At 66.1% G+C, this 13,681-nt stretch carries 12 protein-coding genes, 1 tRNA gene, 2 pseudogenes and 1 riboswitch; of the genes and pseudogenes, 6 read left to right on the forward strand and 9 right to left on the reverse strand.

Going from position 1 to position 13,681, the window contains the following annotated elements; all coding sequences use genetic code 11:
- Positions 1-16: 16 nt before the first annotated feature.
- From OKW28_RS30940 to OKW28_RS30975, 8 genes and pseudogenes are all read right to left on the reverse strand, one after another.
- Positions 17-196 (reverse strand): annotated as a pseudogene (locus OKW28_RS30940) (histidine ammonia-lyase); the annotation flags it as partial.
- Entirely contained in the window at positions 183-1,907 is a 1,725-nt protein-coding gene (locus OKW28_RS30945; RefSeq protein WP_429451224.1) for a glycosyltransferase family 2 protein, read from the reverse strand. The pseudogene OKW28_RS30940 and the gene OKW28_RS30945, both read right to left, overlap by 14 nt.
- Positions 1,907-3,601: an AMP-binding protein gene (locus OKW28_RS30950; protein ID WP_429451225.1), complete on the reverse strand. Its 1,695-nt coding sequence runs from the start codon at positions 3,599-3,601 to the stop codon at positions 1,907-1,909. Before OKW28_RS30950 ends, OKW28_RS30945 begins: the two co-directional genes overlap by 1 nt.
- Positions 3,601-4,269 (reverse strand): hypothetical protein, encoded by a 669-nt coding sequence (locus OKW28_RS30955; RefSeq protein WP_429451227.1) that lies wholly within the window; start codon positions 4,267-4,269, stop codon positions 3,601-3,603. Before OKW28_RS30955 ends, OKW28_RS30950 begins: the two co-directional genes overlap by 1 nt.
- Positions 4,269-4,520 carry an acyl carrier protein gene (locus OKW28_RS30960; protein ID WP_013090186.1) on the reverse strand — a complete coding sequence of 84 codons (252 nt, stop codon included), beginning with the start codon at positions 4,518-4,520 and terminating at the stop codon, positions 4,269-4,271. Before OKW28_RS30960 ends, OKW28_RS30955 begins: the two co-directional genes overlap by 1 nt.
- Before the next feature lie 2 nt (positions 4,521-4,522).
- Positions 4,523-4,822, reverse strand: a complete 300-nt coding sequence (locus OKW28_RS30965; protein WP_429451228.1) for a phosphopantetheine-binding protein — start codon at positions 4,820-4,822, stop codon at positions 4,523-4,525.
- Positions 4,797-5,591 (reverse strand): lysophospholipid acyltransferase family protein, encoded by a 795-nt coding sequence (locus OKW28_RS30970; protein WP_429451230.1) that lies wholly within the window; start codon positions 5,589-5,591, stop codon positions 4,797-4,799. The genes OKW28_RS30965 and OKW28_RS30970 overlap by 26 nt, the downstream gene beginning before the upstream one ends.
- Entirely contained in the window at positions 5,575-6,300 is a 726-nt protein-coding gene (locus OKW28_RS30975) for a beta-ketoacyl synthase chain length factor (RefSeq protein ID WP_429451231.1), read from the reverse strand. Before OKW28_RS30975 ends, OKW28_RS30970 begins: the two co-directional genes overlap by 17 nt.
- Before the next feature lie 494 nt (positions 6,301-6,794).
- Positions 6,795-7,008: riboswitch (yybP-ykoY riboswitch) on the forward strand.
- 10 nt (positions 7,009-7,018) lie between these two features.
- Between OKW28_RS30975 and OKW28_RS30980 the strand changes: the two genes are divergently transcribed.
- On the forward strand, positions 7,019-7,591 hold the full coding sequence (locus tag OKW28_RS30980) for a TMEM165/GDT1 family protein (RefSeq protein WP_429451232.1): 573 nt from the start codon (positions 7,019-7,021) through the stop codon (positions 7,589-7,591).
- Position 7,592: 1 nt separating this feature from the next.
- Here the strand turns inward: OKW28_RS30980 and OKW28_RS30985 are convergent, their stop codons facing one another.
- Entirely contained in the window at positions 7,593-8,291 is a 699-nt protein-coding gene (locus tag OKW28_RS30985; protein WP_429451234.1) for a DUF4136 domain-containing protein, read from the reverse strand.
- A 326-nt stretch (positions 8,292-8,617) separates the two neighbouring features.
- Here OKW28_RS30985 and pepN point away from each other — a divergent pair, with 326 nt between their 5' ends.
- The 5 genes and pseudogenes from pepN (at position 8,618) to OKW28_RS31010 (ending at position 13,516) form a co-directional block, all read left to right on the forward strand.
- Positions 8,618-11,317: an aminopeptidase N gene (pepN, locus tag OKW28_RS30990; RefSeq protein WP_429451236.1), complete on the forward strand. Its 2,700-nt coding sequence runs from the start codon at positions 8,618-8,620 to the stop codon at positions 11,315-11,317.
- 199 nt (positions 11,318-11,516) lie between these two features.
- Positions 11,517-11,795, forward strand: a pseudogene (locus tag OKW28_RS30995) (type II toxin-antitoxin system RelE/ParE family toxin).
- A gap of 16 nt (positions 11,796-11,811) precedes the next feature.
- On the forward strand, positions 11,812-12,264 hold the full coding sequence (locus OKW28_RS31000) for a HigA family addiction module antitoxin (RefSeq protein ID WP_429451237.1): 453 nt from the start codon (positions 11,812-11,814) through the stop codon (positions 12,262-12,264).
- An 85-nt stretch (positions 12,265-12,349) separates the two neighbouring features.
- On the forward strand, positions 12,350-13,366 hold the full coding sequence (locus OKW28_RS31005) for a class 1 fructose-bisphosphatase (protein WP_429451239.1): 1,017 nt from the start codon (positions 12,350-12,352) through the stop codon (positions 13,364-13,366).
- 74 nt (positions 13,367-13,440) lie between these two features.
- A tRNA-Thr gene (locus tag OKW28_RS31010) sits at positions 13,441-13,516 on the forward strand.
- Positions 13,517-13,681: the final 165 nt, after the last annotated feature.

The raw sequence follows: 13,681 nt of genomic DNA on the forward strand, positions 1-13,681 counted from the left end.
CGTTGACTCCCTGGCGATCGTCACCCAGCGCGACGCACGCACGTTGCCGCGCAATCGCGACAACCTCTTCTATCGTCAGTCGGCGTGCACCGACGACGACCGGCGCGCGATCGGCAGCGGCACCGGCATCCACATGCGCCGCGGCACTCGTAACAGCGCGTGCGTGCCGCACATCGTTCAGGTCATGGTCGGCCATTTGCGCCTCGCTCGGGGCTGGCCCAGAAATCGAAGAAATTGAACCATTGGTAAGGGGCCTTGCGGCAATAGTGTTCGAGGCGCAGCGCGTAGCGTTGCGCCCACGCTGCCAGATGCTGCGCGCGTTCGCGGCGCGGCAGCTCGATGCGCTCGGCGAACGGCTCGAAATACATGCGGTAACCGTCGCTTTCCTTCAGGCAGAAGAACAGGTAGACCGGACAGCCGAGCGCATGCGCGAGCACGTAGGGTCCTTGCGCGAACGGCGCGCTCGCGCCGAGAAATTGCGCGTCGGTGGTGCGTCCCGCCTCGCGCGCTGGCACCCGATCGCCGACGATCACCAGCAGTTCGCCGGCATCGATGCGCTGCTGCATCAGCACCGCCGTCTCGGGACCGAAGTCGCCGACTTCGAGGAGATGCCGCGCGAAGTCGCGATTCGACGACGCCAGCACCTCATTGAAGCGGCGCGCGTGCCCGGTGTAGACGACCGCCGTGACCTTCGCGTGTTCGCCGCGGATGGCGAGCGCGCGCATCATCTCCAGATTGCCGAGGTGCGCGCCGATCACGAGCGCGCCCTTGCCGCTCGCGATCAGTGCTTCGAACGCCGCAGGATCGTCGAACGTGACGTCGGTGTCGTCGACGCGGCCGGTCCACGCGGCGAGCTTGTCGAAGCCCGATTGCGCGAACGCGAGCATATGGCGATACGCGGACAGCCAGCCCGGGCGCGGCGTTTCCACCGACGGCGCGGCCGCGTTCAGATGCGCGAAGTAGTTGTCTGAAGCGGCGCGCGCCGCGCGGCCCGTCAGCAGAAAATACGCGACGACTGGATGCAGCCACAGCGCGGTGAAGCGGCGGCCGAACAGCTTGCAGCTCAACGCGAGCAGGCTCATGCCGAGGCGGCTGCCGCGTTCGGCGATGCGCCACCAGGCTTCGGGCCGGGGTTCATCGGCGGCGTCGGCCAGCGCGCCGCGGCGCGGCATCAGCTTGTGCGCGAGCAGCATCGGCAGACGCCACAACATCCCGAACACGAGCCGCGTATGGCTGCGGCTGATTCGGATGTTGTCCCACAGCACGTCGAAATGCGACACGCCGTCGGCCGCGTAGGTCACGCGCGTCGGGATCGAGCGGAACGCGGCGCGGCGCCAGTAGAGACGCACGAGGATCTCGATGTCGAAGTCCATGCGCGTGGGCAGTCGCACGCTGTCGATCAGTTCGCACGCGAGCGCGAGCGGATATAGACGAAAGCCGCACATCGAATCGCGAATCGTCAGCGACAGCGTCTCGATCCACACCCACACGTGGGTCAGATAGCGGCCGTACAGACGTGCCTTCGGCACGCTGTCGTCGTAGATCGGACGGCCGAGAATCACCGCGCCGGGTTCGGCGCGCGCGGCATCGATGAAGCGCGGCACGTCGGTCGCATCGTGCTGGCCGTCGGCGTCGATCTGCAGCGCGTGCGTGTAGCCCGCGGCGCGCGCCGCGCGCAGGCCCGCCATCACTGCCGCGCCCTTGCCGCCGTTTGCCGGCAGACGCAGCAGGGTCATCTGCTGTGCGTATTGCAGCGCGAGCGCGGCGAGTACCCGCTGGGTCGGCGCGTCGCTGCCGTCGTCGACGACGAAGATCGGCAGGCCGTGCACCGCGAGATGCGCGACGCTCGCACCGATCGCGTCCTTGTGGTTGTAGATCGGAATGACGATGCAGGGCGCGAACGTCATCACGCGTCCTCCCGATGCACGAGCAAGCCCGACGCGCATTCGCGTCCGTCGAGCCGGTACGCGAACTGCACACGCCGGCGCGCGGCATCATAGGCGAGCGTGAGCTCGAGCACCGCACCGGGCGACACCGGCGCCATGAACTTCAGGCGGTCGACCGACGCCACCTCTCGCACGCGCGGCCAATGCCCGGCCGCGAGCCGCGCTGCCCAGTCGACCTGCACGACGCCCGGCAGAATCGGCAGACCCGGAAAGTGGCCGGCGAAATGCTGGAGTGACTGCGGCACGCGCAGCACGTAGTGCAGCGTGTCGCCGACGCGCGTTTCGGCGAGCACTTCCATGCCCTCGGCGAGCGGCGCGAACGCGGCCGCAACCGCGCTCGCGGGCAGCTTGCCGCGCGCGTCGAATGGCAGGCTCACGCGAAAACGCCAATGACGCGGCAGCACGACCGCATCGAAGTAATCGGCCAGATGCCGGCGCAGCGCTTTCGCCAGCGCGACGCGGCCTTCGTCGCACAACGCAGCGCCGCCCGCTTCGGTCAGCGCGACCACCGCGCCGACGCGTTCGCGCGACGCGCCTATGAGCGGCACCAGCGCCGCCTGCGCGACATACGGATGCAGCGCGAGACGCGCCTCGAGTTCCGGCAGCGAGACGCGCTTGCCGCCGAGCTTCAGCACGCGGTCAAGGCGCCCTTGCAAGCGGAAGCGCCCGTCGGCATCGAACGCGATGCGATCGCCGGTGCGATGCCAGCCGTCGTGGTCGAGATGCGGCGAGCGCACGCACAGCGCGCCGTCGTCGTCGCGGCGCACCTCGGCGCCGGCGACCGGCTGCCACGCGTCGCCCTGATCCTGACGCCGCCACGCGATCCCGCCGGTTTCCGTGCTGCCGTAGATTTCGAGCGGCGCCGCGCCGTAGCTCGCCGCATAGGCCAGCGCGGCGTCGGCCGCGAGCGGGCCACCCGACGAAAAGAACGCGCGCGGCGCGGACGTAAGCGCGGCGAAGCCCGGCAACGCGGGCCAACGCGACAGCTGCGCGGGCGTCGACACCACCGCCGTCGCGCCGCATTGCGCGATGCGCGCCTGCAGTTGCAGCGGCTCGACGCCGATCGCGCGATCGAAGGCGCGGCCGGCCGCGAGCGGCCACAACACGCGAAACAGCAAACCGTAGATGTGGTGATGCGGCACGCTCGCGAGCATCGTCGCGTCGCCGAGCAATGCGCCCCATTGCCGTTCGAGCGTGTGGACTTCGGCGTTGAATTGCGCGAGCGTCTTGCGGATCGGCTTCGGCGTGCCGCTGCTGCCGGATGTGTAGAGCGTCATCGGCGCGTGGGCGTCGATCGGGTGGGCGGTGTGAGCCGTGCGATGCGTCGCTGCGACGAACGGCGGCAGATCCGCATCCGTCAGCAGGAAGTCGTAGGCGTCCGCGAGATCGGCGAGATAGCCCGGCGTTGCATTGGCCGGAATCACCGGCTCCTTGCCGCAGGCGAACAGCGCGAACAATGCGCAGGCGAACTCGAACGGATCGTCGATGCAGAGCGCGCAGCGCCGCGCGTCGGGCGTTCGCACGAGCTCGATCAAGCGCTCGACGCGCGCGCGAAATGCCGCGCGATCGAGCAGCACGGCGCCATCGCGGCACACCGGTGCGGCGGACGTCGCAAGGGCGGCATCGGCCGACAACAGATCATGCAACGCGAGCATCAGGCGGCCTCCGAATCCGCTCGCGCGGCGCGCGGCAGCACGAACAGACGTCGCCATACGTATTCGCCCGCCAGCAGCGCGCCGATCAGTGCATAGGCGATCGCGCCGTTGTACAGCGACCAGGCCGCGCGGCTCCAATAGAGCGCGGTGTAGACGGAAAACGCGCCGTTCAGCACGAAGAAAACGCACCAGACCTGGGTCACGCGCCGCGTATAGCGCACCGCACCCGGCGGCAGATCGGGACTGCCGAGGCGCGCAAATTTTTCGATCATCGACGGCCCGCGCACGAGCGTCGCGCCGAACGCGATCAGCAAACCGAGATTGACGAGCGACGGATAGAAGCGCAGCAGCAGCTCGCTATCGGTGACGACGATCGTCGCCGATGCGCAGCTCAGCATCGCCACCACGCTCCAGTCGAGCGTGGAAAGCTGCCGCAGCGACATCGCAACCGGACCGCCGCCGGCCCAGCGCTGCAGCCACAAAGTCACCAGCAGCATGCCGCCGACGAGACGCGGCGCGTCCCAGCGCCATGCGCACAAGATCAGCGCGGGGTAAGCGAGTTTCAGCAGCACCTGCAGGACGGTCCTGCTCCAGTGAGGCCGCGCGCCGGATTCGCTTGCGGCGGGACGTGGCTGCGACATCTGCGTGCGCGGGTGCGCGACCGGCATCAGCCTTGCGCCGCGAGCAGCGATTCGACCGCGCCGATCACGTCGCCGACCGTGCGCACGGATTTGAAGTTCTCCGGCTTGATGCGGCGGCCGGTCATCTCCTGCAGCTTGATCGCGAGATCGACCGCGTCGATGCTGTCGAGATCGAGGTCTTCGAACAGGTGAGCGTCGGGCGTCACGCGCTGCGGCTCGATCGCGAAGTTTTCCTGAAAGATCGCGCGAATGCGCTCAAGAATCTCAGTCTCGGTCACGATTAAACCCCCTTCCTTGCGGTTTCGTTCGCAGCGTGCGCCGCTTCGCGCCGACTCTCGACCAACGCGGCAAGCGTGTTGATCGAGCGAAAGTGCTCGCGCGTGCGTTCGTCGTTCGCCACGATGGTCAATTGGTATTGTTTGCGCAGCACGATGCCGATTTCGAGCGCGTCGATCGAATCGAGACCGATGCCGTCGGAACCGAACAACGGGGCGTCGTCGTCGATATCGGCGGGGCTCAGGTCTTCGAGATCGAGGGCTTCGATCAGAAGCTTTTTAATTTCCAGTTTTAAAGAATCCATAGTCGAACAGGTGCTGGGTAATGTGGGCTTCTACGGCATTCGTCACACTGCGCGCCGCAATGGCCGCGGTGGTGTCGTGCGCGGCCAGCTCGTCGACGCCAAGCGGCGCGAGCACGTTCACGCGCATCCGGAAAGCGCGCGCCGGCACGTCGTACCAGCGCATCTGCCGCGTGAACGCGGGCGGATCGCAATCCATCAATACCGGCACGATCGGCGCGCCGGCCTTCAGCGCCATGTGCGCGAATCCGCGCGAAAACGCGTGCAGCCGGTTCGGCGCCGGGCTGCGCGCGCCTTCCGGAAAAATGATCATCGTATAGCCGGCCGCGAGCTGCTTCGCGCCGGCCTCGACGAGCGCGATCGCGTCCGCGTTGCTCACGTATTCGGCCGCGCGCACGACGCCCCAGAAACACGGGTTGTGCCAGTGCGCGTGCTTCACGACGCAGCACGCGCGCGGCGACAACGACAGCAGAACCATCACGTCGAGGTAAGTCGGGTGATTCGCGACGACGATCGCCGGCCCGCCCGCGCACAACGCCTCGGCGCCGGTCACTTCGAGTTCCATCACGCCGAGACCGCGCAGCACCGCGACGAGCGCGCGGAAAAACCGGTGAATCACGACGGTCACCGCGCGCTGCCGCGATGCGCGATGCGGCCACAGCCACGCGAGCGGAAACACGAGCACAGAAAACAGCACGCCGCACACGCCGAACGCGACGAAAGCGAGGCCAGTCGCGCAAAAACGCCACGCGTAATCAAGCCGCGCGCTCATCCCACCTCCAGTGCCACAGCGCGCCCGCGCGCTGCCAGCGCGCGGGCTGGCCGGTTTCGAGGCAGTGCAGCATCGCCTGGCTCTGGGTCGGAAAGCTCGGGGCGTCGCTCAACGCGGATCGCGGGTCGCCGCGTTGCTCGGCCACCTCCTCGTCCGCGCGGGTCAAAGAGCAAACAACGCGCCCAGCCGACGCATCTTTGTCGAGCAACACCGCGATCGCACCGCCGTGCACTTCGTCTTCGATCGTGCCGTACGCGAGATCGGCCGGTTCGTCGGCATACACCAGCAGCACCGGCGCATCCGGTTGCGTCGCGTATTGCGCGTACGCTTCGAGCAGCGCATAGCCGAGCGTCTGCGCTCCAGCCGATACCGCGCTCGCGGCCGAGCGGTCGCCGCGCGCAATCCCGAACACGCCGGTCATCGCGTTCAACACCGACAGGCTGAAGGCGGTCGGCGACACCGGCTCGCCGGCGCTGATGCTGCGCAGGATGTCGGTGGTACGCCGCAACTCCCCGTGCCGCGAAGCGAACACCACGCGCGCGGGTTCCTGCGCGACGCAGTCGTGCGCGACCTTGAGCGCCACCTTGGACAGCGTGCTGAGACGCCGCCGCACGATCGGCTCTATGAAGCCGATATCGGGCGCGGCAGACGAGGTAGCCGGCCAGCTAGACCAGCGACCGACCGGAATGGTCCAGTGCAGATCGGGCATATAGGTGTTCGCGCGTGGAAACGGGGAAGGGGCTCAAGCGCCTGACGGAATACACAGCCGTCACGGCGAGCGCCGCCGCGCGGATCGGGAAGTTCCAACCCGGGACCGACCAGTCTGCCTGTCAGGGAATGCAGCACCGGCGATCGGGCCCGATTTGTCAGGCGCCCCTGACAATCGGTGTAGTGGATAGCGGCTCGGGCTCCTTTTGTGGCCGAATAGTACCAAGTATTTTGAATCAGATCGGCGAGGAAAGACGTATCCATCTGTATCCGCGCCTGTCACGCAACACATTGTTAGACGGTTTGACAAGACCGGCCGCGACGACGCACCGGAAGGCGATCTCGTGCGTCGGCGCTGGCGCGACAATGCCGCCGGAACCGACGAAAAACCTTTCATTCGTCTTTCTTCGAATAAGACGCAGAGCGAAAACACCGACGCCGCGTCGTCCGGGCAAACAACATTCGTGGCAACGATGCGCCCGCGCCTGCTATACTCCGGCCCTCATTGGGGAGTAGCCGCCCCGCGGCACGTCCGCACCGCTTCGCCGGTGCGTCGCACGTGTGGTTCGCGGGGGCGACTGTCAACAGACTTGGCCTGCACGGCCATGGCAGTCGCAGCCTCTGGCCTGGCGAGACCGATGATCCACACGCGCCGCAACAGGGCCCGGCGTGTCGTGGGTCGTCGCTCGTTCATCTTCGGCCCGAGGAATCCATTCAACGTGAATCAAGCTTTTCTGATTTCGACCGGAGCGGTCGCGCTCGCCGAGATCGGCGACAAGACGCAACTGCTGTCGCTCGTGCTGGCCGCGCGCTATCGCAAGCCCGTGCCGATCATTCTCGGCGTGCTCGCAGCGACGCTGATCAATCACGCGGGAGCCGGCGCGCTCGGCGCGTGGCTCGGCTCGATGCTGACGCCGACCATCATGCGCTGGGCGCTGGCGGCGTCGTTTATCGGCATGGGGCTGTGGATTCTCGTGCCCGACAAGCTCGACGACGAGGAAGCCAACACGAACCGCACGCACTTCGGGGTGTTCGGCGCGACGGTCGTCACGTTCTTCCTCGCGGAAATGGGCGACAAGACGCAGATTGCGACGGTCGCCCTCGCCGCGCGCTTTCACGATTTCTTCGGCGTGGTGGCCGGCACGACGCTCGGCATGATGATCGCGAACGTGCCGGCGATCCTGCTCGGCGACCGCTTCGCGCATCGCCTGCCGACCAGGCTCGTGCACGGCATCGCCGCGGTGATGTTCGTCGTGCTGGGCGCGATGGCGTTGTTCGGGGTCGGGGTCTGAGCTACTGCGCGGCCTTCGGCGCCGACGCCGCGCCCGCGGGGGGCGTGGCCGCCGGCAGCGACACTTCGTTGGCGTCGCCGCCGCCACCGCCGCCGCCGAGCGGAATCTTCACGGTGTGCACCGCGCCGTTGGCCAGCGGGAAAGCAGCCAGCGCGCTACGCGCCAGATATGGCATCGCCCGCACCAGCGACGACTCCTCGTCGACATTGCGCGCCGTGACGTTGTAGACCTCCCGGCCGCTTACGCGCTCGGTGATCCGGATGCCGAGCAGATGCGTGAACACCGGGTAGCTCTGGTTCACGTATGTCGCCGGGAAAGGCCCCCACGGTCCCCACGGATCGAACGGCCGGCCCCAGTAAGGACCGGGCCACGGGTTGTAGTAGACCGGCTGCGCGACGCTCACGATGTCCGAGCGGATGCCATAGGCGAGCTCGACCAGATAGCGCGCGTCGTCGTGCGAGACTTCGCGGAACGCGTGCAAGGCGAGCTCGTTCGCGACAATCCGCTCGTACGCGCTCAGTTCGAGATTGTTCTTCTGATCCTCGTGCCGCGTGAACGCATAGGTGCGCGTCGCGTCGCTTGCGCTCCAGTCCGAGAACGCCGTGACCTGCGTGGTCACGTAGGTCGTGCAGCCGGACAGCAGCGCCGTCAGCGCGACGAACAGCAGCGCGATGCGGCGGGTCCATCGATCGATGTTCATGGTCTGCCTCGTGATGCCTCTGATTGCATCTATTCTGCTTCAGTTAAAACTCTGCTTGAGTCGAGATTATTCCGTCGCGCGATCGATCCGCTGCCCGGCGGACGATCCCGGCGCTCCGCCACGCGCGGCGCCCGATAATACGCTGACTGGCCAGCCGGTAAAAGGTTCTTCCCCTGTCCGTCGAAAGCGGCAGCGCTACCCGGCGCCGAGACTCGGCCCCCTTCCCTTCCGCACGATTGCCCGAGGCTTTGTACAATGAGCCGACCAAGCCCGGCTCGCGCGCCGTTTGCGCGCCCGACCGCTCGAGTACACCACCACAGAACGCCATGGCCGATACCGCAACGCCCAATGTGATCCGCCGCGCCGATTACGCGCCGCCCGCCTTCCTGATCGACACCGTCGCGCTGGAGTTCGATCTGGTCCCCGAACGCACGGTCGTCAGGAACACGATGCGAGTTCGCCGCAACCCGGATGCGTCGCGCGCCGCGCATCTCGAACTGATGGGCGAGCAACTGGAGTTCGTCAGCGCCGCGATCGACGGCAAGCCATTCCCGAACGCGCAGCCCCACGAGCACGGCCTGCTGCTCGACGACGTGCCGGACAGCTTCGAGCTGACCCTCACCAGCATCTGCAATCCCGCGGAAAACACCACGCTGTCGGGGCTGTATGTGTCGAGCGGCAACTTCTTCACGCAGTGCGAGGCCGAGGGCTTTCGCCGCATCACCTATTTCCTCGACCGCCCCGACGTGATGGCGAGCTTCACGGTCACGCTGCGCGCGAGCAAGGCCGACTATCCGGTGCTGCTGTCGAACGGCAATCTTCTCGAACAAGGCGAGTTGCCCGACGGCCGCCATTTCGCGCGCTGGGAAGACCCGTTCAGGAAGCCGAGCTATCTGTTCGCGCTCGTCGCGGGCAAGCTCGTCGCGCTCGAAGAACGCGTGAAGACCGGCTCAGGCAAGGAAAAGCTGCTGCAGGTCTGGGTCGAGCCGCACGATCTCGACAAGACCCGTCACGCGATGGATTCGCTGATCCACTCGATCCGCTGGGACGAACAGCGCTTCGGGCTCGAACTCGATCTGGACCGCTTCATGATCGTCGCGGTCAGCGACTTCAACATGGGCGCGATGGAGAACAAGGGGCTCAACATCTTCAACACGAAGTATGTGCTCGCGAACCCCGAAACGGCCTCCGACACCGACTTCTCGAACATCGAGGCGGTGGTCGGCCACGAGTACTTCCACAACTGGACCGGCAACCGCGTGACCTGCCGCGACTGGTTCCAGCTGAGCCTGAAGGAAGGCCTGACGGTGTTTCGCGATCAGGAGTTCTCGGCCGACATGGCGGGCGGCGCCACCGACGAAGCCGCGCGCGCGACCAAGCGCATCGAGGACGTGCGGGTGCTGCGCCAGATGCAGTTCGCCGAGGACGCCGGCCCGATGGCGCATCCGGTGCGCCCGGAAAGCTACGTCGAGATCAACAACTTCTACACGATGACCGTCTACGAGAAAGGCTCGGAAGTCGTGCGGATGTATCAGACGCTGTTCGGCCGCGACGGCTTTCGCAACGGCATGGACCTGTACTTCAAGCGTCACGACGGCCAGGCCGTGACCTGCGACGACTTCCGTCACGCGCTCGCCGACGCGAACGGCCGCGACCTCGCGCAGTTCGAGCGCTGGTATAGCCAGGCCGGCACGCCGCGCGTGTCGGTGCGCACGCGCTACGACGCCGCGCAGCAGCGCTACAGCGTGACACTGCGCCAGGGCTACGGCGATGCCGTGCCGGCCGCCGCGCGCGAAACGCAGAAGGGGCCGCTGCTGATTCCGTTCGCGATCGGTCTGATCGGCAAGGACGGCCGCGATCTGCCGCTGCAGCTCGACGGCGAGGCGAAGGCGTCGGAGTCGACCACGCGCGTGCTCGAATTCACGCAGACCGAGCAGACCTTCACGTTCGTCAACGTCGGACAGGAACCGCTGCCGTCGCTGCTACGCAATTTCTCGGCTCCGGTGATCGTCGAATACGACTACACGGGCGAACAGCTCGCGTTCCTGCTCGCGCACGACAGCGATCCGTTCAACCGCTGGGAAGCCGGCCAGCGGCTTGCCACGCGCGAGTTGCTCGCGCTGGCCGCGCGCGCGGCCACGGGCGCGGCGCTGCAGTTCGACGACTCGGTCGTCGCCGCATTCGCGCGCGTTTTGACCGACGAGACGCTGTCGCCGGCGTTCCGCGAGCTCGCACTGATGCTGCCGTCCGAAGCGTATCTGGCCGAGCAGATGGCCGAATCGAATCCGGCCGCGGTGCACGCGGCACGGCAGTTCGTGCGCAAGCGCCTCGCGAATGCGCTGCGTGACGACTGGCTGAAGGTCTACGAGCAGCATCGCACGCCGGGCGCCTATGAAACGACGCCCGAGGCCGCCGGTCAGCGCGCGCTGAAGAATCTGGCGCTGTCGTATCTGACCGAACTCGACGACTCCGCGGACGCCGTGCGTCTCGCGGCCGCGCAATATGAAACCGCGAACAACATGACCGACCGCGCGGCCGCGCTGTCGGCCCTGCTCAACGCGGCCGCGCCGCAAGGCGGCAGCCCCGAGGCGCAGCACGCGCTCGACGACTTCTATCGACGCTTCGAGAAGGAGCCGCTCGTCATCGACAAATGGTTCGCGTTGCAGGCCACCCAGCGCGGCGGCGCACGACATCCGGTGATCGATACGGTGCGCAAGCTGATGACGCATCCGGCCTTCAACCTGAAGAATCCGAACCGGGCGCGTTCGCTGATTTTCAGCTTCTGCGCGGCGAACCCCGCGCAGTTCCACGCGGCAGATGGCTCCGGCTACGCATTCTGGGCCGAGCAGGTGATCGCGCTCGACGCGCTCAATCCGCAGGTGGCCGCGCGCCTCGCGCGCTCGCTCGAACTGTGGCGACGCTTCACGCCGGCGCTGCGCGACAGCATGCGCGCGGCGCTCGAGAAAGTGGCCGCCCAGGTCAAGTCGCGCGACGTGCGCGAGATCGTCGAGAAGGCGTTGGCGTGATGCCTCTCTGAGTTCTCGAGTCACATCGGAAAGCCGGCACGCGTTGCCGGCTTTTTTTCGCGTTGTTTTCAACTGCGTTCACGCGCTCGTGTCGCGCCGTTAGCCGTTTGGCCGACTGTTCATCGGACCTCGCCGGGCAGAAAGTATACGTCCAGGTTTGATGGTTTACATTTAACGCGGTACGTTATACGATTCGACGATCACGACATTCGCAGACAAGGCCACCGCAAGAATTTGCCAGGGCAGGTTCGTGCATTCGTTGCCACGCTCGATCCAGGCGCTAGCGCATCGCTAGTTGCTGATGATCGACGCCGCGAGCTCCGTCCCGAATTTGCACGCGCCGCCCGGAAACCGGCTCGAAGCCTTGCAAGGCCAGCGCAGCGGGCAATGGAGCATTCGCATCAATGCGCAGTGGCGCCTCTGTTTTCACTTCGTCGGCGAGGACGCGCTGAATGTCGAGATCATCGACTATCACTGACTACTGGGAGACCGACATGGTCATCAAACGCTCCGCGCTCAACAGCATCGATTTCTTTGACATCGATACGGGCGTGGCCATTGCCGAGATCCATCCGGGCGAAATTCTGCGCAGCGAGTTCCTCGAGCCGCTCGGCATGTCCGTCAACGCGCTCGCGCTCGCGCTGCGGGTGCCGGCACCGCGCATCAACGACGTCGTGCGCGGCCGCCGCGCAATCTCCGCCGATACCGCGCTGCGGCTCGAGCGCTACTTCGGCGCCAGCGCGCAGTTCTGGCTCAATCTGCAAATCGCCTACGACCTGCGCGTCGCCACCACCGCCGCCGGCGAGCAGATCGAACGGGCAATCGAACCGATGCCGCGCGCCGAGCGCCCGAAACTGCCCCGCGTGCCGGCCGGACACGCCCGGGCCGCAGCCCTCGCGGCCAGCGTCAGCGGCACCGTCTCGGCCAAGGCGCGCCGCAAGACCTGAAGCCGGCCGTGCGACCAAAAGCACGGAGCCGACACAAACGAGCGGTTAAAATGCCATCATTCTTCTAGCCTTCCGGAGTACAGCAATGTCTTTGCAACGTCGTACCACTCTCACGAAGTACCTGATCGAGCAGCAGCGCGAAACCAACAACCTGCCCGCCGACCTGCGCCTGCTGATCGAAGTCGTCGCGCGCGCGTGCAAGGCGATCAGCTACCACGTCAGCAAGGGCGCGCTCGGCGATGCGCTCGGCTCGGCGGGCAGCGAAAACGTCCAGGGCGAAGTGCAGAAGAAGCTCGACATCCTCTCGAACGAAATTCTGCTCGAGGCGAACGAATGGGGCGGCAACCTCGCGGGCATGGCCTCCGAGGAAATGGAACAATTCTTCCCGATTCCGGCAAACTATCCGAAGGGCGAATATCTGCTCGTGTTCGATCCGCTCGACGGCTCGTCGAACATCGACGTGAACGTGTCGATCGGTACGATCTTCTCGGTGCTGCGCTGCCCGGACGGCCATCAGGCCACCGAGCAATCGTTCCTGCAGCCGGGCACGCAGCAGGTCGCGGCGGGCTATGCGGTGTACGGCCCGCAAACGGTGCTCGTGCTGACCACGGGTAACGGCGTGAACTGCTTCACGCTCGATCGCGAGCTCGGCTCGTGGGTGCTCACGCAAAGCGACATGCGCATTCCCGTCGAAACGCGCGAGTACGCGATCAACGCGTCGAACGAACGCCACTGGTATCCGCCGGTTCAGCAATACATCGGCGAGCTGAAGGCGGGTAAGGACGGCTCGCGTCAGGCCGACTTCAACATGCGCTGGATCGCGTCGATGGTCTCCGACGTGCATCGCATCCTGAGTCGCGGCGGCATCTTCATGTACCCGGCCGACAAGCGCACGCCGGACAAGCCGGGCAAGCTGCGTCTGATGTACGAAGCCAATCCGATGGCATTCATCGTCGAGCAGGCGGGCGGCGCCGCAACCAACGGCGACAAGCGCATTCTCGACATCCAGCCGAAGAGCCTGCACGAGCGCGTCGCGGTGTTCCTCGGCTCGAAGAACGAGGTCGATCGCGTGACCCGCTATCACCTCGAAGCGAAGAAGTGATCTCGAAAGAAAAAAATGCCTCAAGGGGCTTGCCAAGGCACTAAAGTAGTCCCTATAATTTCGTTTTTCCTGATGCCGGAATAGCTCAGACGGTAGAGCAGCGCATTCGTAATGCGAAGGTCGGGGGTTCGATTCCTCTTTCCGGCACCAACAGATTCAAGCACTTAGCCCAGTCCTCACGACTGGGCTTTTTGCTTTCTGCGATCCGTGTAAGCGCTGGTGTAAGCAATTTTTGTCAATGCGCAGTGCCGATAGTGCCGTTCGCAATGTCACGGAAATTGAAGGTAGCCCATCCCGCCACTCACGCTGCCGCCG

This window comes from Paraburkholderia sp. 40 (assembly GCF_050434105.1).
Taxonomy (GTDB): domain Bacteria; phylum Pseudomonadota; class Gammaproteobacteria; order Burkholderiales; family Burkholderiaceae; genus Paraburkholderia; species Paraburkholderia tuberum.